Origin of the sequence: Pseudoduganella sp. UC29_106 (assembly GCF_044055365.1) — a bacterium.
GTDB lineage: Bacteria > Pseudomonadota > Gammaproteobacteria > Burkholderiales > Burkholderiaceae_D > Rugamonas.
Genome location: NZ_CP171977.1, coordinates 1,076,294 through 1,098,760 on the forward strand (window position 1 = coordinate 1,076,294; position 22,467 = coordinate 1,098,760).

Below are 22,467 nucleotides of genomic sequence, written 5' to 3' on the forward strand. Positions count from 1 at the left end.
ATTATTTGCCCTGTACCTTGACCAAGCCTGGCGCGGACTTTGCGAAAGCGCTGTCGCCGCCGGTGGCGCTCAGCGCACCCTTGCTGTTGTCCCAGCGCAGGCGGGTCAGGCTGCCTTTGCCTTTCTCGTAGTCGTAGGAGATGCCGTCATCGTCATACAGCGCGAACTCGCCGTCGCGGCCCGGGTAGACGCGGATCTCGCTGATGGCCTGCTTCGTTGCCGTGGACTGGATCTCCGCACCGATCGGCACGATGGAACCGGCGCGCACGAAGACCGGGATGCGCTCGATCGGTGCTGCCACCTTCACCCACTGGCCGCCGGCCAGCTTCTCGTTGGTCCAGAAGTTGTACCAGTCGCTGCCCGCAGGCAGGTAGACATCCTTCTCCGTCTGGCCCTGTGCGGTCACTGGCGCAACGAGGAAAGCGGGGCCGAACATGTATTGCGTGCCGATGTCGGCCACCTTCGGGTCCTGCGGGAAGTCCATCCACAGCGGACGCATGAAAGGCGCGCCCGTGTCGTGCGTGAACTTGGCCTGGCTGTAGATGTAAGGGATCAGGCGGTAGCGCAGGCGGTTGTACTCGGCCAGGATGGTTTCGGCCTGCTTGCCGAAGGACCAGAGCTCGGTTTCCTTGCGGTCGCCGTGCACGCGCAGCGTCGGCAGGAAGGTGCCGTACTGGAACCAGCGCGTGAACAGCTCGGGATAGTCGCGGTACTCGCCGATCACGGCGCTCGCTTCGGAGCCGTCGATCAGTGGCGTGCGCGGCGAGGCTGCGTGGCCGCCCAGCTTCTGCCAGCCGCCAATGTCGTTGCCCCAGTAGGCGATGCCGGACGCGGTCATGTTCAGGCCCGTCGGCACCTGGCGCGCCAGCGCTTCCCAGGTCGGCTGGATGTCGGAAGACCAGAACAGGGCGCCGGTGCGCTGCGAGCCGAGATAGGCGGCGCGCGACAGGATCAGCCCGCGCTTGTTCGGCTTCCACGCGCGCAGACCCTGCGCCGCGCCTTCCACGTGCAGCAGCGGGAACAGGTTGTGATAGCGGTCGCCCGAGCCGATGGAATAGAAGAAGCCATCGGGCACCAGGTCCGGTTCCGTTTCATCGAGCCATGGGTAGTCGAAGCCGTGCGACAGGACATTGTCGCGCGCCTTCTCCCAGAACCACTTGCGCGCTTCCGGATTGGTGGCGTCGATCAGCGCGCCCGTGCGATCGGAGCGGAAGGGCAGGCCATCGACGGTCTTGCCATCCTTGTCCTTCAGGAAGTAGCCCTTGGCATCGAGTTCGTTGAAGTAGCGGCCCGAGGTTTCATATCGCGGCCAGATCGAGATGATGGACTGCATGCCCATGTCGTGCAGCTGCTTGTTCATGCCATCCGGGTCGGGGAATTGCGCGGGGTCGATATCCATCTGGCCCATGCGGGTCCAGTAGAACCAGTCCACCACCATCACGTCCAGCGGATATTTCTTCTCGCGGTAGGTCTTCGCCACGCGCAGCACTTCCTGCTGGCTGTCGTAGCGCGCCTTGGACTGGATCAGGCCAAAGGCGGCTTTCGGTGGAATCGGGGTCTTGCCGGTCAGGCGCGCATAGCCCGAGTAGATCTCTTCCGGCGTCTTGCCCGTGATGACAAAGAAGCTCACGCGCTCGCCCACCTTGGACTGGAAGCCCATGCGGCCGTTCACGCCGGCCACGAAGCGCGTGGCGGATGCGTTGTCCCACACGATGCCATAGCCCTTGGAAGACACCATGAAGGGCACGCACACCGTTTCGCCGGCGGGCGCGTCATACCAGTGCTGGCAGTCGAGCACCTTGCCACGCAGGTCCAGCGGGCCGAGGGATTCCTGGTTCTGGCCCATGCCGTAGTAATGCTCGTCGGCCGGCGCGGCAAAGGAAGCGCCGACCTGGTAAGTCTTTTCGCCCGCCACGGTCTGTGGCGACATTTCCCAGCCATTCATCTTCAGCACGGTCTCGCCGGCCGCATTGCGCACCTGCAGGCCGACCGGCGCCAGTGCGGGCGCAAAGTATTTTTCGCCCATGCTGGGCACGTGCGGCGGCGGCGCGGCATTGATGTGCAGGCTGAGGGCAGGGGAGCTGAAGGTGTCGCCGTCTTTGCTGCCGCTGTGGCTGAAAGGCTTGTTGTCGCCGTTGGCAGGCAGGATGCCGAAGCCGGGGCCTTTCAGCACTTCCGCCTTGTCCTGCGCGATGGTGACGTGGATGACGTTGGGGCCATAGGCTTCCACCGACACCCAGGCGCCCTCGCGGTCGAGGGTCTTGATCGGCGCGGCCTGCGTTACGGCGGCCGCCATGAACGAAATCGCGGCTGCAACGGCCGCGCGCATGCATTGCTGTCTCACTCTCACCTCCAGTGTTGTTTGCGGACATTGTGCGTTGGGCAATTTCGCCCTGCAATTACGAAATTCACCAAAACTGAGAACGTTTTCAAAACCATTGTAAATGCGAATGATTTGCATTAGCATTCATATTTTTGCCGAGGACCCGGCCATGAGCCCTCAAACCATCCGCCGCTGGGCGTGGATCCACAAGTGGACCAGTCTGGTCTGCACTGTATTCATGCTGCTGCTGTGCCTGACGGGCCTGCCGCTGATCTACCACCATGAAATCGGCCACCTGCTGGGCAATGAAGTCGAGGCGCCCGAGCTGCCGGCCAATACGCCGAAGGCGAACCTGGACAAGGTGATCGCTGCGGCGAAGGCGCAGTATCCGGACAAGAAAATGCTCTACATGTCCCAGGAGCCGGACGAACCAAATATCTGGAACATGACCCTGGGCGCCCATGGCACCGATCCCGATTTCAAGTCCGTGGCGGTCGATGCGCGCACGGCCCAGGCCCTGCCGACGCCGCAGTTCGAGGGCAGCTTCATTGCCGTGATGTTCCACCTGCATGTGGACCTGTATGCAGGCCTGTGGGGCAAGCTGTTCCTCGGTTTCATGGGCTTGCTGCTACTGGTGGCCATCGTCTCCGGCGTAGTGCTGTATGCGCCCTTTATGCGCAAGCTCGATTTCGGCACCGTGCGGCGCGACCGCGCGCCGCGCCTGAAATGGCTGGACCTGCACAACCTGCTGGGCATCGTCACCCTGGTATGGGCTTTCGTGGTCGGCGCCACCGGCATGATCAATACCTGGGCCGACCTGATGCTCAAATACTGGCAAGCCACCGAGATGGCGGACATGGTCGCGCCCTACAGGAACGCACCGCCGCTGCAGCAGTTCGGCTCTATCCAGCAATCGATCGGCAATGCGCTGGCGCGCGAGCCGGGCATGAAGCTGGGCTTTGTCGCCTTCCCCGGCACGCCTTACACCAGTGAACACCATTTCGGCATCTTCCTGCGCGGCGACACGGCGCTCACTTCGCGCCTGTACAAGCCGGTGCTGGTCGATGCGCAGACGGCGCAGATCACGGACAGCCGCGAGCTGCCCTGGTACCTGACAGCGATGCTGGTGTCGCAGCCGCTGCACTTCGGCGACTATGGCGGGGGCTGGATGCAGTTCCTGTGGGCGATGCTGGACCTGGCCACCATCATCGTGCTGGGCAGCGGGCTGTATCTGTGGCTGAAGAGGGGAGTTGCCGTGCCCGCGGCTGCAGGCACGGCGGCGGTTGCGGCCGAAGCCGCGTAAGCCTTAGAAGGTGAAGCTGCCGCGCAGGTAGAGCGCGCGGCCGATCGGGTCGGTGAAGCGCGGATCGTAGCCCTGCTGGAAGGTCGTACCCTGGTTGGTGAACGGCGGATCCTTGTCGAACAGGTTCTTGATGCCGGCGGTCAGGGTCAGGCCCTTGAAGCCGGTATAAGTACCCGACAGGTTCCACAGCTGGTAGGACGAAACGCGGTTGAAGAACTCCGGATCGACCTGGTTCTGGTCCACGTACGAGGTGCGGAAGTTCTGCGACAGCGTGGCGCTCCACGGGCCGGTCTTCCAGGTCAGCGACAGGTTGTGCTTCCAGCGGAACACGGGAACGATGTCCGCATAGCGGCCCACGTTCTGGATGTATTCGCCATCGCGCTCGTTCTGGTACTCATACTTGTGGACCCAGGTGCCGTCCAGGTTCAGCGAGAAGTTGCCGTAGTCGGTGCGGCCGGTGGTCGCGGTCAGGCTCACGTCCACGCCGTCGGTGCGCACCTTGCCCAGGTTTTCGTTCAAGTCCTGGATCGCGAACGGCGAACCGTCCGGATTGCGCAGGAAGCGCGCCTTGTACTTCTCGTAGTTGCCGTAGATGGTCTGCTCCGGCAGCGCGCCGATCTTGTCCTTCAGGCGGATGTTCCAGTAGTCGAGGGCCACGGTCACATTGCGCACCGGCTCGACCACTGCGCCAAACGAGAAGGTCTTGGACTTTTCCGGCGTCAGGTTGGCATTGCCGCCCTGAAGCTTGAACTGCTGCAGGTCGCAGTCGCGCAGCGGATTGGCGCCCGGCTGCGGCACGCCGTTCGGGCACAGGATCGGGTCGTTGTACGAGTTGTTGGTATCGTTCTTCGACTGCGGCGCGTTCTTTTCGAACAGCGTGGGGGCGCGGAAGCCGGTGCTAGCCGAGCCGCGCAGCACCACCTGTGGCGTCGGCTGCCAGCGCACGCCCACTTTCGGGTTGGTGGTGCTGCCTACGTCGTTGTAATCGTCATAGCGCACGGCAGCCTGGATATCGAGGTCCTTGATGATCGGCACGCTCAATTCGCCGAACACTGCCTTGATATTGCGCGAGCCGTTCTTGGACAGCGAGCCGGAAAGGCCTGAGCTGGCGGCCTGGCCCGCGATATCGCGGTTGACGTTGAAGTCGGCCTTCTCGTGGCGGATTTCGGTGCCCAGCGCCATCGCCAGCGGACCGCCTGCCAGCTGCATCAGCTCGCGGCTGGCCTTCAGGTCAAAGGCGGTGGTGGTGTTCTTCGCATCCTGCACCTTGCCGCGCAGGGCGACGCTGTCCAGGTAAGCCTTGCCGGCGGAATTCTGCAGGCCGAAGGGGTTCAGGATGCCGTTCAGCACGCCGGCGGCGAAGCCGGAGTCCTGCACATAGCCGCCGGTGAATACTTCTTCGGATTTGCTGATGGAGTGACTGATGCCTCCCTTGTAATCCCAGCCTGCCACCAGGCCTTCCAGCGCGGCCACGAAGCGGTCGCCTTCGCCCTTCGAGTTGATCTGGCGCTGGCCTGCTTCCAGCGGACGCCAGTTGACGGACAGCGGCTCGCCGGAGAGGCCCGGCTGGGCCGGCACGCCGCCCGAATTACCCGGATAGTAGGGGCTGGACTTCGGCAGGATCAGGCCCGTCTGCGGCGGCGGCGCGGTGCGCGACTGCACCTTGTTCCGCGAGTGCAGGTATTCGACGCTGGCGGTGTGCTCGCCGAACTTCATGGCGGCGCGGCCGAAGAAGGCCAGTTGGTCCTGTTCGGGCAAGTCGTCGATCAGGCGCGTGAAGTCCTGGCGGCAGGTGCCGCCGCCGCCAATCGGCAGCGAGAAGGGCGGGTTACAGCCGCTGGCGCGGCCGGGATTGCCCGTCGCTCCGCTGACCGGGTCGAAGTAGTTGCCGGGGAAGGTGGTGCCCGAGGTCAGGTTCAGGCCGCGGTCCGGACGCACGCCGGTGTTCGAGAATTCGCGCTGCTGCGAAGTCAGCACGTCCTGCTTGTGGTAATCGAGCACGCCGAACACGTTCCAGCCGTCGGCATCGAGGTCGCCGGCGCCGCTGATGATGTTGGCGCGCTTTTCCCTGCCACCGGTTTCCTTTGGAATCACGGCTTCAGCGGTCAGCGTCGTGCCCTTGACGGAGCGGCGCGTGATGAAGTTGATCACGCCGCCGATGGCGTCCGTACCGTAGATGGCGGACGCGCCGTCGCGCAGCACTTCCACGCGTTCCAGCGCGGCCACGGGAATCACGTTCAGGTCGACGCTGGCGCCGTCATACGGGTGGTTGGCGATGCGGCGGCCGTTCAGCAGCACCAGGGTCTTGTCGCCGCCCAGACCGCGCAGATCGGCCACCGCCTGGCCGCCCGTCGGCAGGCCGCTGGTGTTGCCGCCGACGGTATTGCCGGCGCCCATGCTGGTCTGGTTGGAAGGAATGCGGTCCAGGACTTCCTGCGCGGTGGTCAGGCCCTGCTTGGTGAATTCTTCGGCTTTGAAGACGGTGAGCGGCTGGGAAGTTTCCGAGACCAGCCTTTTGATGGAGGAACCGGTGATTTCAACCCGGATCATTCTTTCTTCTGGAGCAGCTTCCTGTGCCAGGGCGGGGAGGGTGGCCAGCAGGCCCCAGGCGGATAGTACACACACGCGTAGATTCATTAATTGAACTCCTGTCAAAGTGTGATTCGGCGCCATCAGAGCACCAGACCTTCGTCTGTGCAATGGGTTGCATAGAGTTTATTTGATGGGAGGCAATTGACAAGAAAATAATGTGGATTGTGTTGTAACTTTGCCTCACAAAAAAACGGGGCGTTTGCCCCGTTTTGTATCAAGTCGCGTGTCAGTCGCGGCGGATCAATGATCCGCCCTACGCGTTTCGATCGGTTCGCGTGAGCAGCTCCGGGTGTGTCGTTCACGGCGGATCAATGATCCGCGATACGCGTCACGAATCCATTTGCGAGAGTAGCTCCGGTGCGTAGATACCGTCTCCGCCGTCAAGCTGGATGCATTAATTTTGCGTCATAAGGCTTGCCGGTGTGGACGACTCCAAAACATAAGTGGGCTAGTTTGCGCATGGCTGCGCCGATGGCAGCCATCTTGGGCTTGCCACGGATCAGCAGTCGTTCATAAAGCGCCTTGATGTGGGGATTTGCGCGGATCGCTACTACTGCTGGCATATAAAGCAGCTTGCGCAAATGAGAAGGGCCGGCTTTGGACATGCGTGGCCGAGCACTGACTGAAGTGCCGGACTCCCACTGAACCGGCACCAGGCCCAGATAGGCGGCCAGTTGTTCGGCGCGCTCAAAATGGCGCGCAGCCAGCAACGCCGTCATATTGAGCGCAACACGCGGACCGACGCCAGGAATGGTCTCCAAGAGGTCTTTCTTCCCTCTCAGATCTGGGTCATCGTCTATATGGCTCTGAATTTGTTGATCCAGCCGTGCCAGTTCGCCAGTAAGAAATTCGATAGAGGCAGCGATGGACTGCTGAACGGGCGCAGGCACTTCGCTGAACTGAATCATTTCCCTGCGATTATGTTCACGCTGCAGGTGTTCGGCGAGCACATCGCGCCTTGCCAGCAGGGCTTTCAAAGTGCGTGCGGCGATGGAAGGCGGTTGCCAGAGTTCGGGATTTTGCGTGGCCCCAAAGCGTGCCAGGACACTGCTATCTGCTTTGTCGGTCTTCGTCTTAACCCCAAGCCCCTTGGCAAAATTGCGCAGTTGGGCCGGATTAACCAGCGATAACCTAATGCCCGCATCGGTCAGTGCCAAGGCGGCTGGCTCATGATAAACGCCAGTCGGCTCCATGATGACATGCACCGCCTCTACCTTTTGCTTGGCCAGCCAGTCCAGCAACTTAGCGAAGCCATCCGGGTCATTACTCACGACTTTACATTTCTGCTTGCTAGTTGAACTATCGAACAAGGCGCAGTCGAGCTTGGCCTTGGATACATCTATGCCCAAATAGAACATGATCTTCCCCTTTGCCTCAGCGAATCATCCCACCCACTCACCTTGTACATGCAGGGTCCAAGCCCTAGGCTACCGTCCAGTGTCGAAATGGTGTGGAGGCGAAGTGATGGGCTTCATCTACGCAGCAGGGTCTAAGCCCTCAGGGCGGATGCAAGTTCCCCATCACTTCCGTTGGTAGTAGCTAACCACCAACAAGGTAAAGATACAAGGGCGGATCGTTTGATCCGCCGTGCGTGCGCGGCCCGCGGCTTAGAACTGATAGCGGAGACCAACGTTAAAGTAGCGCCCCATCGCCCCGCTGTAATCCAGCGGATTGAAGCCGGCGGCGCCGTAGGTCAGCGGATCGAGCGGCGGTTCCTTGTCGAACAGGTTCTGGATCGTGCCGAAGATCTCCAGTTTCGGGCTGAAGCGGTAGCGGGCCGTCAAGTCCAGCGTGGTAAAGGAACTCAGTTTGCAACCGTTCGGCGCATCCTGGCCGTTGGCGAAGTGGCTCGCGCAGCCATCCGGATCGTTCTTGAACAGGGTGTTATCCATCTTGCCGCGGAAGTTCACCGTGCCGGTCACGCGCCACTGGTCGCGGTCCCAGGTTGCGGACAGGTTGACGCGATCGTCCGGCGTACCGATACAGTTGGTTACGTCGCAGTTGCCGTGCGTGCCGGCGAAGTCGCGCGAAGTGCCATCCTTCTCGGTGCGCAGCCACTTGAAGAGGTGGGTCCACTTCACATCCGTGGTCAGGTTGCCGTAGCCGCCCAGAGGCCAGACGCGGCGCATGTCGAGGTCGACGCCGCGCACCTTGGTGGAAGCCGAGTTCACGTAGTTGGCCAGCACCGCCGTGATGGCGCCCGGATCGCCCGGGATATTGGTCGCGGTGGACGGATCGCGCGCCACATTGCCGGCGGCGATGGCCGCATCAACCTGTTCCTGGTTGATCTCGTTCTTGCGCTTGATCTCCCACACGTCCAGCGAGATGCTGGTGCGCGGCAGCGGGTCCCAAACCGCGCCCAGCGAGTAGCTCTTCGAGCGTTCCGGCGACAGGTTCGGGTTCGGCGAAGTAATGACAGCAATCGACGCCGGATCGCAGGCCGCCTGCACGCCCAGGCCGCAGCGCAGCGGGTCGGAAGCGGTGGAGAATGCCGCCAGGCCGCCGCGTCCGTTCTCGGCGGCGCTCGGGGCGCGGAAGCCGCGCTCGAAGTTGCCGCGCAGGGCGAAGGTGCGGGTTGGCGTCCACTTGATGCCCAGCTTCGGCGTATAGGAATCGCCGACGTCGGTGAAGTGGTCGAAGCGGATCGCGGTGGACACTTCCACGGTGCTCAGCACCGGCGCCAGCAGCTCGGCGTAGATTGCACCCACATTGCGCGCGCCCTCGTAGGCCGAGTAGCCCAGGCCGATGATGTTGCCGCGGTCCGTGCCCGTGGTCGGACGCAGGAAGGTTTCCTCGCGGCGGAATTCACCGCCCACCGCCAGGCCCATCGCGCCACCCGGCAGCTTGCCGAATTCGCGCGACGCCTTCACGTCGATCTGGGCGATGCGGCTGCGCGCATCGTTCGAGATCGTCGGCGACAGTGCCGCATACATGGCGGCCGAATTCAGGCCGGCGTTTTCGCCGATGCGCCAGAAGGTGCCGGCTGGCAGGGCGGCGTAAGCGGGATTGTTCCTGGCCGCCGCCACGTTGGCCGCGCTCGGATTCAGCAGGGCGAAGGCGACATCGCGCTGCAGATAGCCGGTGCGGTCATTGTTCACGCGGCTCTGCGAGAAGAGCAGGGCGGAATCGATGTCCCAGCCGGCCGCCGAGCCCTTGGCGCCCAGCACGGCGCGGGTGAAGGTCGATTCGATCTCGCTGGTGCGCGGACCCACGTCGGCCGCCAGGTAGCGCAGGCGGGCGGTGCTGCCGAAGTAGGGATTGTCCGGATGCGCTGCGCCGAGGGACACGGACGCATTGCTGACCGGGCCGCCCGGATAACCCACGCTGGAGCTGACGGCGGAAGGCGTGGTCGAGGATTTCGTCTTGCTGGTGTAGACGTTGAACTCGGCGTAGGTCTGCCAGTCCGGATTCACCTGCCAGGTGCCGCGGCCGAACAGGTTGATGGTGCTCTGGTCCGGCTGCATCTGGCTATATTGCTGTGTGGCGTCGATCAGGCAGCCGCCGCCGGGGTCGCCCTGCGGATGGCTGGTGAAGTTGGAGCAGGCCGCGCCGGGGAAGGTGCGGGTGAAGCCCACGCCGTTCGGATTGCCGCGGTTGTAGTAGTCGAGCGTGACCGGATTGCGCACGTTGCCGTTGATGGCGTTGCCGGCGGCATTGTTGGTCGTGATGGCGCCGGTGCCGCCCAGCGCTTCCTGGGCGCTGAAGCCGAAGGGGCGCAAGTCGGACAGGCCGACCGGGCCGCGGCCGGCGCGGTCGCGGTTCCACACCTCGTTCTTCTTGCCGAACTCCAGGCTGAACAGGGCGTTGTACTTGTCGTTCTCCAGGTCGCCGAAGCCGTGGGTGATGGCGAGGCGGGTATCGCTGCCGTCCTTCTCCTGCGAGATGCCGCTGCTGGCGCGGATGGCGGTGCCTTTGTAATCCTTGCGCAGGATCACGTTGACCACGCCGGCAATCGCGTCGGAACCGTAAATCGCGGAAGCGCCGCCTTTCAGCACTTCAACGCGCTCCACCGCTTCGGTGGGGATGATGTTGAGGTCGGCGAACACTTTCTGCCCGTCGTCGGCCAAGCCATAGGGCGCGATGCGGCGGCCATTCAGCAGCACCAGGGTGGAAGCGGCGCCAAGGCCGCGCAGCGAGATGCCGGAGGCGCCGGCCGCAAAGCCGGAACCGAAAGTGGTGGGCACGGAGCCCTGGTTGTCGACCGCCAGGGTTTGCAGCAGTTCGGCGACGGTGGTCTTGCCCGACTTCTCGATGTCGGCGCGGCTCACGGTCTGCACGGGATTGGACGTCTCAGCTTGCGCGCGGCGGATATTGGTGCCGGTGATTTCAACGCGCTGGATGGGCTGGTTCTGGTCGGGCCCGGTGGTCTGGGCTTGTGCGGCGAAGGAGGACAGCAGAAGGGGCGTGATTGCGAGAGGAAAAGCTCGTCGCAACACGCCCGGCAAGGGGCGCATTCGATGCATGGCAAATCTCCAGAAATTAAAGTGGTTTTCGTGAGAGAACTGCCGTTATATGCTTTTTTGCCAAGATGAGTTCGGTTTTGGTGGTTTGTGCGCAACACAATTCCTGCCGACAATGGGGTTGCCAAACCCGGCTATCTGTTGTTATAGTGGTTTAACGTTAATGGATTTTTTCGTCATGCAGCGCTTCGTCTTCTTTACCAGCCACTTTTACTTTAGCCATTCCAGCCCCAAGGCGGTGGAGTAGCGGCCGGTTCACGTAGCAGCAAAACGAGGATCCCAGCAAAACCAAGAGACCGCCAGAGATGGCGGTTTTTTTTTACCCAAACTCCCAGGAGAAATCATCATGCAACGCACCGACGACCTGCGCATCCGTGAAATGAAGGAACTGACCCCGCCTTCGCACCTGATCCGCGAGTTCCCCTGCACCGACGCCGCATCCAACACCGCGTCCAACGCGCGCGTCGCCCTGCATCGCATCCTGCACGGCCAGGATGACCGCCTGATGGTGGTGATCGGCCCGTGCTCGATCCACGATCCGAAAGCGGCGATGGAATATGCGCGCCGCCTGGTGCAGATACGCGAACGCCTGAAGGATGACCTGGAAATCGTGATGCGCGTCTATTTCGAAAAGCCGCGCACCACCGTGGGCTGGAAGGGCCTGATCAACGATCCGTACATGGACAACAGCTTCCGCATCAACGATGGCCTGCGCATGGCGCGCGAGCTGCTGCGCGACATCAACGAGCTGGGCCTGCCGGCCGGCACCGAGTTCCTGGACGTGATCAGCCCGCAGTACATCGCCGACCTGATTTCCTGGGGCGCGATCGGCGCGCGCACCACGGAATCGCAGGTGCACCGCGAGCTGGCTTCCGGCCTGTCCTGCCCGGTGGGCTTCAAGAACGGCACGGACGGCAATACCAAGATCGCAGTGGAAGCGATCAAGGCGGCATCGCAGCCGCACCACTTCCTGTCCGTCACCAAGGGCGGCCACTCCGCCATCGTGTCCACCAACGGCAATGAGGATTGCCACATCATCCTGCGCGGCGGCAAGACCCCGAACTATGATGCGGCCAGCGTGGAAGAGGCGTCCAAGGCCATCGCTGGCTATGGCCTGGCAGCGCGCCTGATGATCGACGCGTCGCACGCCAACAGCTCGAAAAAGCCGGAAAACCAGGTGCCGGTGTGCGCCGATATCGCGAAACAGGTGGCGGGCGGCGATACCCGCATCGTCGGCGTGATGGTCGAGTCTCACCTGGTGTTCGGCCGCCAGGACCTGGTGCCTGGCAAGGAACTGACCTACGGCCAGTCGGTCACCGATGGCTGCATCGACTGGGATTCCAGCGTGCAGGTGCTGGAAGGCCTGGCGGAAGCCGTTCGCCAGCGCCGCCTGAAAGGGGAGTAAAATCCTGTTCCATTGTGTGAAACTTGAGGAAGACTGATGCAAGACAGTGAAGCGAGCGAAGGCCCGGAGCCGGCGCACAATCCCGAAGACCGCTATTTCATTACTGCGCTGGCCCGCGGACTGGAGGTGCTGTCCTGCTTCCGCTCAGCGGACAAGGGATTGACCAACCAGCAGATCGCCGAGCGCTGCGGCTTGCCGAAGTCCACCGTCACGCGCTTCACCTATACACTGACCAAGCTCGGCTACCTGGTGCAGGATGAAACGGGCCGCTTTGGCCTGGGCACGGCGACGCTGGGCCTGGGCAGCGCCATGCTGTCGCGCCTGGACATCCGGCAAATGGCGCGCCCGATGATGCAGGAGCTGGCCGATTTTTCCGGCACGACGGTGTCGATCGCGGTGCGCGACCGGCTGTCGATGATCTGCGTGGAGGTATGCCGCAGCTCGGCGGCGCTGTCGATGTCGCTGCAGGTCGGCTCGCGCATGCAGCTGGCCGCTTCATCGATCGGACGCGCCTACCTGGTGCGGGCGACGGAGCAGGAGCGCAAGGATATCCTGAGCCGCGCCAATGAGCTGGATGAGGACGCGTACCAGAAGATGCGCCAGAGCCTGGATAAGGCGCTGCGCGACCATGAGGAGTTCGGCTGCACTACGTCCTTCGGCGACTGGCAGAAGGATGTCAACGGCATCGCGGTCGGCTTCCTGCCGATCGGCGGCAATCAAATCATGTCTATCAACTGCGGCGGGCCTGCCTCCAGCGTTTCGCCGCAATTCCTTCTTGACGAAGTTCGTCCCCGCCTGATCGAGATCGCGTCGCGGCTCGAATCCTGATTCAAAACCCAATGCAAACCCTGGTGGCAGCCACAACGTGGCAGCCACCTGTTCCGCGGCGCATGCCAAGGTGGCTGCCACGATGTGGCTGCCACCAGCTTTTGCCGTGGGTTCTCCGCTGTGCTACACTGAATAAATCGTGAAACCAAGTTTCGCTGTGCAAAACAAGGAGAGCGCACGCAATGTCGGACCGTCATTTCGCTTTCTGGCCGAAAGGCCTGCCGCGGCAACTGACCCTGCCGCAGACTAATCTGTTCTACAACCTCGAGGTCTCGGCCACGCGCTACCCTGACAAGCCCTGCCTCATCTTCTACGACAGCCCCCTCAGCTACGCCGAATTCAAGGACGAAGTCGAGCGCCTTGCCGGCTACCTGCAGCAGCACTGCGGCGTCGGCCACGGCGACTGCGTGCTGCTGTATATGCAGAACAGCCCGCAATTCATGCTGGCTTACTACGCCATCCTGCGCGCCAACGCCGTCGTGGTGCCGGTCAATCCGATGAACCTGGCCAATGAACTGCGCCACTACGTCAGCGATACCGGGGCGACCACCATCTTTGCGCCGCAGGACCTGTATGCGCAGGTCGAGCCTCTTCTCGGCGATGGCCTGCGCCATGCCGTCATTGCGACTTATTCGGATTATCTGAAACGCCCCACCGACCTCAAGGTGCCGGAATTCGTGTCCGCCCCGCGCCGCGTGGTCAGCGGCGAGGGCGTCGTGGCGTGGAACGATGCGCTGGCGCTGCAATGCAAGCCAGGCCCCGTCACTGCCGGACCGGACGACCTGTGCGTGATGCCCTATACATCCGGCACCACCGGCCACCCGAAAGGCTGCATGCACACCCACCGCAGCACGATGTTCAACGCCGTCGCCAGCAAGCACTGGTTCGGCTCACAGCAGGATGCGGTGGCGTTGTCCGTACTGCCTTTCTTCCACGTGACCGGCATGCAGGGCAGCATGAATTCACCGCTGTACAGCGGCGCCACCATCGTGCTGATGGCGCGCTGGGACCGCGAAACGGCGGCCGAGTGCATCCGCCGTTACCGGGTTACTGCGGCCCAGCTGATCTCGACCATGGTGGTGGACCTGCTTTCGAGCCCACGCGTGGCGGAATATGACCTGTCCAGCATTACCCGCATGAGCGGGGGCGGCGCAGCCATGCCCGATGCGATCGCGAAGAAGATGCATATGCTGCTCGGCGTCACCTATATCGAGGGCTATGGCATGTCCGAAACCATGGCCGCGACCCACATCAATCCGGACCAGCATCCCAAGCGCCAGTGCCTCGGCATCCCCATCTTCGGCGTCGATGCGCGCGTGATCGACCCGGCGACAATGCGTGAGCTGCCGGCCGGCGAGGTTGGCGAGATCGTCGTGCATGGCGCCCAAGTGATGCAGGGCTACTGGAACAATCCCGCAGCCAATGCCGAGGCCTTCGTCGAGATCGACGGCAAGCGCTTCCTGCGCACTGGCGACCTGGCCCAGGTCGACGAGGAAGGCTATTTCTTCATGGTCGACCGGCTGAAGCGGATGATCAATGCGTCCGGCTTCAAGATCTGGCCGGCCGAAGTGGAAGCCATGATGTACCAGCACCCGGCGATCCGCGAGGTCTGCGTGATCGGCGCCAGCGACGAGCACCGCGGCGAGACCGTCAAGGCAATCGTGGTGCTGAAGGATGGCTTCAGCGGCAGCGTGGCGGAAAAGGACATCGTCGACTGGGCGCACCAGAACATGGCGGCCTACAAGAGCCCGCGCATAGTCGAATTCCGCGACGCGCTGCCGAAGTCCGCTACCGGCAAGGTGCAGTGGCGCGCGCTGCAGGAAGAGCAGACCGCGCGGGCGTGAATCCCGATGTTTGACCCCTTGCGGCGCCGGTGGGAGATCCCGGCGCCGGTTTTTTTGGGTCCTTCACGGATTTCCGGTGAGACCGCTCGTCACAATACGCTTGCGGCGGCCATTTCGCCCGGTGCCACTCTTGCGCTGAATGCCGTTGCCGTTCATCGCGCCCGGCGCTGCTGGCGCGCTTGGGCGTGAGCCGCCTAAATATAAGGCGCTCTTGCGCGCGGCGGGCTGACGCAGGTCACGGCTGCGTTTTCCGCTATCCGCGCCGCGGCTTGTGCGACGTTCCGCAACGCGCCGCTCGCGCCGTCGCTCTTGCGACGCGCGCTCGGTCCGGGCGCTGTCTCCAATCAGGCGCGCTATCGCCGCATTCCGCGCTGCCCGGCAGACATCGGCCAGCAGCCATTCCTCACTGCCGGGAAGGCAGAGCCAGACGGCCTTCCACGCATTGCGGTTGCCGCTTCCCTGCAGGTTGGCAAAGCGCGATGGCGACATCGCATGTTCGCCGTATTTGATCTCGCCTCCCTCCACCTGGGCGAAATAGTTGTTGCCGCCAAAACTGGCGCGCAGCTTTGTTCCATCGGGAAGGAAGACCTGCTTCCATTGGTAGCCTGTCCCGGAGGCTGCCGCGGGCTGCGCCTGGGCCGCCGGCGCAGGCCGCAGATAGTTACGGATCGCCTCGCAGATGAAGGGCTCCAGTGCTAAAGAATCCGACCAGCATTGGCCGGTGAATTCGCCCAGTGCTTCCAGCACCTCGCTGGGCACGCGGATCGGGTAATGCAGCTTAGACATGATGTGTCTCCAAAAGTCGGTTTTTACTAAGCGCTACTACTTCCTTCTAAGGCCTGCTGGAACGCACTGGCTGTTACTAAAATTTCCCTTCAGAACGCGAATCGGCACTAAATGCTTGTGACCTGTGTTCGTTGGAGTGGGATAACGCGAATTAGTTCCCTGATAGTGCGAGCCCGGACGAAATAGCGACGACCAGCGCGGAGTAGTAAGGGATATCGCGTTTTAGTAAAAACCGAAAAATCAAGTACCCCTCCCTATACCGGTGCCGCGTTTGCGAGGGACACCGCCGTGTCCGCAGCCTTGATTTCGAAATCGAATACTGCACAGTGAAACAAAAAACAGCATGCGGCTGTTTGCAGCGCTCAGGAAATTGGAGTATCGTTAGTCTCATGCGCGAAATATGAAACTTAGTTTCGCAGAGTGAGTCAAATCAAGGAGCGATAATGAATTCCGGCACACCCATTGCCGTCGTCAGGAGTGAACTGCGTGACGGCATTCTTCTGGTAACCATCGACAACGCGCCCGTCAATGCGCTGGGTGTCGATGTACGTAGCGGCCTGCTGGCGGCCATCGAGGCGGCGGACGCGAATCCGGCCGTGGCAGCGGTGCTGCTGGCGGGCGCGGGCCGCAATTTCATCGGCGGCGCCGATATTCGCGAATTCGGCAAGCCGCCGCTGTCCCCGGCGCTGCCCGAGGTGTGCAACCGCATCGAGGCGTGCAGCAAGCCCGTGATCGCGGCGATCCACGGCCCCGCGCTGGGCGGCGGTCTGGAAATTGCGCTGGCCGCGCACTACCGCGTCGCCCTGCCTGGCGCGAAACTGGGCCTGCCGGACGTGCTGCTTGGCCTCTTGCCGGGCGCAGGCGGCACGCAGCGCACGCCGCGCCTGATCGGCGCACGGGCCGCTCTGGACCTGATGCTGAGCGGCCGCCATGTGAGCGCGGGCGAAGCGCACCGGATTGGGCTGGTCGATTGCCTGTCCGGCGGCGACAACCCGCTGGAGGCAGGCCTGGTCTACACGCGCCAGTTGCTGGCCGCCGGCGGCTCGGTGCGCCGTACGCGCGACGCTTGCGCGCTGGATAACCGCGTAGAGCAGCAGGCGGCAATTGAGCAGGCGCGCGCGGACACGGCCAAAACGTCGCGCGGCCTGTTCTCGCCGATGAAAATCATCGAAGCAGTGCAGGGCGCCCTCGACCTGCCGTTCGATGAAGGCATCGTCCAGGAACGCAAGCTGTTCCGCGAATGCCTGGAGAGCCCGCAGCGGGCCGGCCTGGTGCACGTGTTCTTTGCCGAGCGCGAAGCGGCCAAGGCGCCTGAGACGCAGGTTGCGTACCCGCGTCCGATCACGCGCATCGGCGTGGTGGGCGGCGGCACGATGGGCGCCGGCATCGCCGTGTCGGCCCTGGACGCGGGCCTGCCAGTGACCATGATCGAGCGCGATGAAGCGGCGCTGGCGCGCGGCCGCGCCAATGTGGAAAAAGTATACGACGGCCTGGTCGCCAAGGGCCGCATGACGCCCGAGGCGAAAGCGGCAGTCATGGCGCGCTGGTGCGGCAGCACCACCTACGACGCCCTGGGCCAGGCCGATCTCGTGATCGAAGCCGTGTTCGAAGACATGGAAGTGAAGAAGGCCGTGTTCGCGGAACTCGACCGCGTGTGCAAGCCGGGCGCCGTACTGGCGACCAACACCTCCTACCTCGATATCGACCAGCTGGCGGCATCGATCCTGCGCCCGCAGGACGTGATCGGCCTGCACTTCTTCTCGCCGGCCAACCTGATGAAACTGCTGGAGATCGTGGTGCCGTCCAGGGTCGCGCCGGACGTGGTGGCCACTGCCTTCGAGCTGGCGAAGAAGCTGCGCAAGACGCCGGTGCGCGCCGGAGTATGCGATGGTTTCATCGGCAACCGCGTGCTCGCCGTGTACCGCCAGGTGGCGGACTACATGATGGAAGACGGCGCGTCGCCGTACGAGATCGACAAGGCCGTGCGCGAATTCGGCTATCCGATGGGGCCTTATCAGATGTCCGACCTGGCCGGCGGCGACATCGGCTGGGCCACACGCAAGCGCCGCGCCGCCACGCGCGACCCGCGTTCGCGCTATGTGCACATCGCCGACCGCCTGTGCGAGCGCGGCTGGTTCGGCCAGAAGACGGGCCGCGGTTATTACCAGTATGCCGACGGCGCGCGCAGCGGCAACCCCGATCCGGAAGTCGTGGCCATCATCGACGCCGAACGCGAAATCGCCAGGGTAAAGCCGCGCAGCTTCAGCGGCGAGGAAATCATGCGCCGCTATATGGCCGCGATGATCAACGAGGGCGCCAACGTGCTGCACGAAAAGATCGCGCTGCGTCCCCTCGATGTGGACGTGACCTTTGTCTACGGCTACGGCTTCCCGCGCTACCGCGGCGGCCCGATGAAGTATGCCGACATGGTCGGCCTGCCGAAGATCCTGGCCGACATCCGCGAATTCGCGAAAGAAGATCCGCTGTTCTGGAAACCCTCGCCACTGCTGGTGGAGCTGGTTGAGCGCGGCGCCGATTTCGCAAGCCTCAATCAATAAACTTAAGGAGTCACGCAATGCGCGAAGCCGTTATCGTTTCAACCGCCCGCACCCCGCTGACCAAGGGCCACCGCGGCGAATTCAATATCACCCCCGGCCCGACGCTGGCTGCCTTTGCCGTGCGCGCCGCAGTCGAGCGTTCGGGCGTGGACCCGGAAATGTTCGAGGACGCCATCCTCGGCTGCGGCTATCCGGAGGGCACAACCGGCCGCAATATCGCGCGCCAGACCGTGATCCGCGCCGGTCTGCCCATCAGCACGACCGGCGTTACGGTCAGCCGCTTCTGCGCTTCCGGCCTGGAAGCGATTGCCGTGGCCGCGGGACGCATCATCGTCGATGGCGCGCCGGCCGTGATCGCCGGCGGCGTGGAGAGCATTTCCCAGATCCGCACCCGCGATGACGGCAGCTCTGGCATCGATCCGTGGATGAAAGAGCACAAGCCCGACCTCTACATGCCGATGATCGACACGGCGGACATCGTGGCCGCCCGCTACGGCATCAGCCGCGAAGCCCAGGACCGCTTCTCCGTCGAGAGCCAGCGCAAGACGGCCGAAGCGCAGCAGGCCGGCCGCTACCGCGACGAGATCATCGCCTGCAGCACTACCATGGCGCTCAAGGACAAGGAAACCGGCGAAGTCAGCAGGTGCGAAGTAACGGTGGACCGTGATACCTGCAACCGTCCCGGCACCACCTATGAAGCGCTGGCCAGTCTCCAGCCTGTGATGGGCGCGGACAAGTTCATCACCGCCGGCAACTCCTCGCAGTTTGCGGATGGCGCCTCGGCCTGCGTGATGATGGAAGCGAAGGAAGCCGCGCGCCTTGGCCTCACGCCGCTGGGCGCCTTCCGCGGCATGGCCGTAGCTGGCGTGGAGCCGGACGAGATGGGCATCGGCCCTGTATTCGCCGTGCCCAAGCTGCTCAAGCGCCACGGCCTGCGCGTCAGCGATATCGACCTGTGGGAGCTGAATGAAGCCTTCGCCTCCCAGGCCATCTACTGCCAGCAGCAGCTCGGCATCCCGGACGAGTGCCTGAATGTGAACGGCGGCGCGATCTCGATCGGCCATCCCTTCGGCATGACCGGCGCCCGCCTGGCTGGCCATGTGCTGCTGGAAGGCCGCCGCCGCAAGGCGAAATATGCCGTGGTCACGATGTGCATCGCCGGCGGCATGGGCGCGGCCGCGCTGTTTGAAATCTACTGAATCGAGGAATCTCATGGACCTGAATTTCACCCCTGAAGAAGAAAGCTTCCGTAGCGAAGTGCGCGCCTTCCTGGCCGAAAAGCTGCCGAAACACTTGTCCGACAACGTCGCCAACGGCAAGCACCTGAGCAAGGCCGATATGGAGGAATGGCACGCCATCCTGAATGAACGCGGCTGGCTGGCCAACCACTGGCCGCGCGAGTATGGCGGCACCGGCTGGAATGCCGCCGAGAAGTTCATTTTCGAGAACGAGTGCTCGCTGGCGAATGCGCCGCGCATCCTGCCGTTCGGCGTGAGCATGCTGGGCCCCGTGCTGATCAAATACGGCAACGAAGCGCAGAAGCGCTACTGGCTGCCGCGCATCCTGAACGGAGACGACTGGTGGTGCCAGGGCTATTCGGAACCGGGCGCCGGTTCCGACCTGGCGGCCGTGAAGACCAGCGCCGTGCGCGGCGTCGATGCGCAGGGCGAGCACTACATCGTCAACGGCCAGAAGACCTGGACCACGCTGGGCCAGCACGCCAATATGATCTTCTGCCTGGTGCGCACCGACCGCGACGCCAAGCAGCAGGAAGGTATCAGCTTCCTGCTGATCGACATGAATACGCCCGGCGTTGAAGTGCGTCCCATCCTCACGCTGGATGGCGAGCATGAAGTGAATGAAGTGTTCTTCACCGATGTGCGCGTGCCGGCCGGGAACCTGGTGGGCGAGGAAAATCGAGGCTGGACCTGCGCCAAATACCTGCTGACCTATGAGCGCACCAATATCGCCGGTGTCGGCTTCTCGGTGGCCGGCCTGCGCCGCCTGAAAGCCATCGCCGCGCGCCAGACGCGCCACGGCAAGCCGCTGCTGGAAGATCCGGGCTTCGCAGCACGCCTGGCCCTGGTCGAAATCGACCTGGAAAACATGAAGACGACCAACCTGCGCATGATTGCCGCGGCAGCCGGCGGCGGCGTGCCCGGAGCGGAAAGCTCGATGCTGAAGATCCGCGGCACCGAAATCCGGCAGGAGATCCTGGCGCTGACGCGGCGTGCCATGGGCGTCTACGCACGCCACTTCACGCAGGACATGCTCGATGCCGGCTACGACGGCCCGCAATTCGGCCACGCATTTGCCGCTGCCGCGTCGGCGCAGTACTTCAACAACCGCAAGCTGTCGATCTTCGGCGGCTCCAACGAAATTCAGAGGAACATCATCACCAAGATGATCCTCGGCCTGTAAGGACAAGATCATGAACTTCGAACACACTGAAGAACGGCGCATGTTGGCGGACAGCCTGAACCGCTTTATCGCCGAGCAGTACCACATCGAGAAGCGCCATCACATCGCAGCATCGAGCCAGGGTTATTCGACGGAATTCTGGCAACAGTTCGCAGAACTCGGCGTGATCGCCGCGCTGCTGCGCGATGAGGATGGCGGCTTTGGCGGCGCCGGTTTCGATATCGCGGTGGTCTTCGAGGCGCTGGGCCGCGGCCTGGTCATCGAACCCTTCCTCGGCAGCGCCGTCATGGCGGCCGAGGCCCTGGTTGCCGCCGGCCGGTCGCTGGACGGCATCGCCGACGGCAGCACCATCGCCAGTTTCGCCCACGATGAACCGGACAGCCATTATGAGCTGGCACGCGTGCAAACGCGCGCCGAACGCAGCGGCGACGGCTGGCTGCTGAACGGCGCCAAGGCGGCGGTGCTGCAGGGCGAAGCGGCGGAGCTGTTCGTCGTCTCCGCGCGCACCTCCGGCGACATCGAGAGCGAAGCCGGCATTTCGCTGTTCGTGGTGCCGAAGGAAGCGGCCGGCGTGAGCGTGCTGGGCACCCCGACCATCGACGGCGGCCGCGTGGCCGAACTGACGCTGGATAACGTCAGGCTTGAAGCGGGCGCGCTGTTGTGCGAGGAAGGGCAGGGCTATGCGCTGCTGGAGCGCGTGATTGGGCGCGGCGTGCTGGCGCTGTGCGCGGAAAGCCTGGGCGCGATGGAGGCGGCCAAGGCGGCGACGCTGGAATACCTGCGCACGCGCAAGCAGTTCGGTGCGCCGATCGGCAAATTCCAGGCGCTGCAGCACCGCATGGCCGACCTGCTGCTGGAAATCGAGCAGGCCCGTTCGGCCGTGATCAATGCCGCCGCCGCGTTGGATGCCGATCGCATCACGCGCGAACGCGCATTGTCCGCGGCGAAGGCCACCATCGGCCGCATCGGCACGCTGGTGGCCGAGGAATGCATCCAGCTGCATGGAGGCATCGGCATGACCTGGGAACTGCCGCTGGCCCACTACGCCAAGCGCCTGGTGATGATCGACCACCAGCTGGGCGACGAAGACCATCACCTGGAACGCTACATCGCCCTTGGACGCGAGGCTGCCGCATGAGCGGTACGCTGAAGGTGAGCACCGAGGGCGCGGTGCGCATCCTGGTCAACTGCAATCCGCAGGCGCGCAATGCGCTCTCGCCCGAGCTGTACGAAGCGCTGCCGCGCGCGCTGCAGGAGGCGGCCGCGGACCCGACGATCGGCGCCATCGTGCTGACCGGCGAGGGCGGCTTTTTCTCCGCCGGCGGCGACCTGCGCCGGCTGGCCAGGGCGCATGAACTGGCGCCCGAGGCGCGGCGCGCCAATATCGAAAAGCTGCATGGACTGATCCGCGCCATCCGCAATTGCCCGAAGCCGGTGATCGCCGCCGTGGAGGGCGGCGCTGCCGGCGCCGGCGCCTCGCTGGCGCTGGCCTGCGACATGCTGGTGGCCTCGCGTGACGCCTTCTTCTCGGTCGCTTACGTGAAGGTGGGCCTGACGCCGGATGGCGGCGTGACCGCCTTCCTCGCACAATCCATGCCGCGCCAGCTGATGACGGAGTTGTGCCTGAGCGGCGACCGCCTCCCGGCCGAGCGCCTGCACGCACTGGGCGTCGTCAACCGCCTCACCGAGCCGTGGCGTGCGCTGGATGAAGCGCTGATCCTGGTCGGCGGCATCGCGCGCGGCCCGGCCCGCGCCATGGCGCGCATCAAGCAGCTGTGCGCCAACGCCTACGGCGCCAGCGTGGCCGAGCAGCTCGACCTGGAAGCGGACCTGATGGTGGTGTCGCAGGGGGATGAGGAAGCCATTGAAGGGATTGCGGCGTTCTTCCGCAAATAAAAAAGGGCGGTGATTGCTCACCGCCCCTTTCAGGCACTTCTGGCCAGGCTA

General features: G+C 63.7%; 14 protein-coding genes. 9 read left to right on the plus strand and 5 right to left on the minus strand.

Annotated features, from left to right (window positions below; translation table 11 throughout):
• Position 1: 1 nt before the first annotated feature.
• Positions 2–2,344: a TIM-barrel domain-containing protein gene (locus ACHMW6_RS05680; protein ID WP_395406170.1), complete on the minus strand. Its 2,343-nt coding sequence runs from the start codon at positions 2,342–2,344 to the stop codon at positions 2–4.
• Positions 2,345–2,492: 148 nt separating this feature from the next.
• Between ACHMW6_RS05680 and ACHMW6_RS05685 the strand changes: the two genes are divergently transcribed.
• Complete coding sequence (locus ACHMW6_RS05685) at positions 2,493–3,626, plus strand: PepSY-associated TM helix domain-containing protein (RefSeq protein WP_395406171.1); 1,134 nt, start codon at positions 2,493–2,495, stop codon at positions 3,624–3,626.
• 3 nt (positions 3,627–3,629) lie between these two features.
• Here the strand turns inward: ACHMW6_RS05685 and ACHMW6_RS05690 are convergent, their stop codons facing one another.
• The 3 genes from ACHMW6_RS05690 to ACHMW6_RS05700 all read right to left on the minus strand — a co-directional run bounded on the left by ACHMW6_RS05690 (position 3,630) and on the right by ACHMW6_RS05700 (position 10,681).
• Positions 3,630–6,176 carry a TonB-dependent receptor gene (locus tag ACHMW6_RS05690; RefSeq protein ID WP_395406172.1) on the minus strand — a complete coding sequence of 849 codons (2,547 nt, stop codon included), beginning with the start codon at positions 6,174–6,176 and terminating at the stop codon, positions 3,630–3,632.
• Positions 6,177–6,598: 422 nt separating this feature from the next.
• Positions 6,599–7,576 (minus strand): IS110 family transposase, encoded by a 978-nt coding sequence (locus tag ACHMW6_RS05695; protein WP_395403447.1) that lies wholly within the window; start codon positions 7,574–7,576, stop codon positions 6,599–6,601.
• 249 nt (positions 7,577–7,825) lie between these two features.
• Positions 7,826–10,681, minus strand: a complete 2,856-nt coding sequence (locus ACHMW6_RS05700) for a TonB-dependent receptor (protein WP_395406173.1) — start codon at positions 10,679–10,681, stop codon at positions 7,826–7,828.
• 343 nt (positions 10,682–11,024) lie between these two features.
• Between ACHMW6_RS05700 and aroG the strand changes: the two genes are divergently transcribed.
• From aroG to ACHMW6_RS05715, 3 genes are all read left to right on the plus strand, one after another.
• Entirely contained in the window at positions 11,025–12,083 is a 1,059-nt protein-coding gene (aroG, locus tag ACHMW6_RS05705) for a 3-deoxy-7-phosphoheptulonate synthase AroG (RefSeq protein ID WP_395406174.1), read from the plus strand.
• Positions 12,084–12,119: 36 nt separating this feature from the next.
• Positions 12,120–12,911, plus strand: coding sequence for an IclR family transcriptional regulator (locus ACHMW6_RS05710; RefSeq protein WP_395406175.1), 792 nt, complete (start codon positions 12,120–12,122; stop codon positions 12,909–12,911).
• Positions 12,912–13,093: 182 nt separating this feature from the next.
• Positions 13,094–14,755, plus strand: a complete 1,662-nt coding sequence (locus ACHMW6_RS05715; RefSeq protein ID WP_395406176.1) for a long-chain fatty acid--CoA ligase — start codon at positions 13,094–13,096, stop codon at positions 14,753–14,755.
• A gap of 63 nt (positions 14,756–14,818) precedes the next feature.
• Here ACHMW6_RS05715 and ACHMW6_RS05720 read toward each other — a convergent pair whose 3' ends face one another.
• Complete coding sequence (locus tag ACHMW6_RS05720) at positions 14,819–15,541, minus strand: hypothetical protein (protein ID WP_395406177.1); 723 nt, start codon at positions 15,539–15,541, stop codon at positions 14,819–14,821.
• Between the two features lie 443 nt (positions 15,542–15,984).
• On the opposite strand from ACHMW6_RS05720, the gene ACHMW6_RS05725 reads away from it, so the two are divergent.
• Genes ACHMW6_RS05725 through ACHMW6_RS05745 form a run of 5 tightly spaced genes read left to right on the plus strand, consistent with a single transcriptional unit; the run spans position 15,985 to position 22,416 of the window.
• Positions 15,985–18,099: a 3-hydroxyacyl-CoA dehydrogenase NAD-binding domain-containing protein gene (locus tag ACHMW6_RS05725; protein WP_395406178.1), complete on the plus strand. Its 2,115-nt coding sequence runs from the start codon at positions 15,985–15,987 to the stop codon at positions 18,097–18,099.
• Positions 18,100–18,116: 17 nt separating this feature from the next.
• Complete coding sequence (locus ACHMW6_RS05730; RefSeq protein ID WP_395406179.1) at positions 18,117–19,298, plus strand: acetyl-CoA C-acyltransferase; 1,182 nt, start codon at positions 18,117–18,119, stop codon at positions 19,296–19,298.
• Between the two features lie 13 nt (positions 19,299–19,311).
• Positions 19,312–20,520: an acyl-CoA dehydrogenase family protein gene (locus ACHMW6_RS05735; RefSeq protein ID WP_395406180.1), complete on the plus strand. Its 1,209-nt coding sequence runs from the start codon at positions 19,312–19,314 to the stop codon at positions 20,518–20,520.
• Positions 20,521–20,530: 10 nt separating this feature from the next.
• Positions 20,531–21,658 (plus strand): acyl-CoA dehydrogenase family protein, encoded by a 1,128-nt coding sequence (locus tag ACHMW6_RS05740; protein WP_395406181.1) that lies wholly within the window; start codon positions 20,531–20,533, stop codon positions 21,656–21,658.
• Positions 21,655–22,416, plus strand: coding sequence for an oxepin-CoA hydrolase, alternative type (locus tag ACHMW6_RS05745; protein WP_395406182.1), 762 nt, complete (start codon positions 21,655–21,657; stop codon positions 22,414–22,416). The genes ACHMW6_RS05740 and ACHMW6_RS05745 overlap by 4 nt, the downstream gene beginning before the upstream one ends.
• The last annotated feature ends 51 nt before the right edge of the window (positions 22,417–22,467 follow it).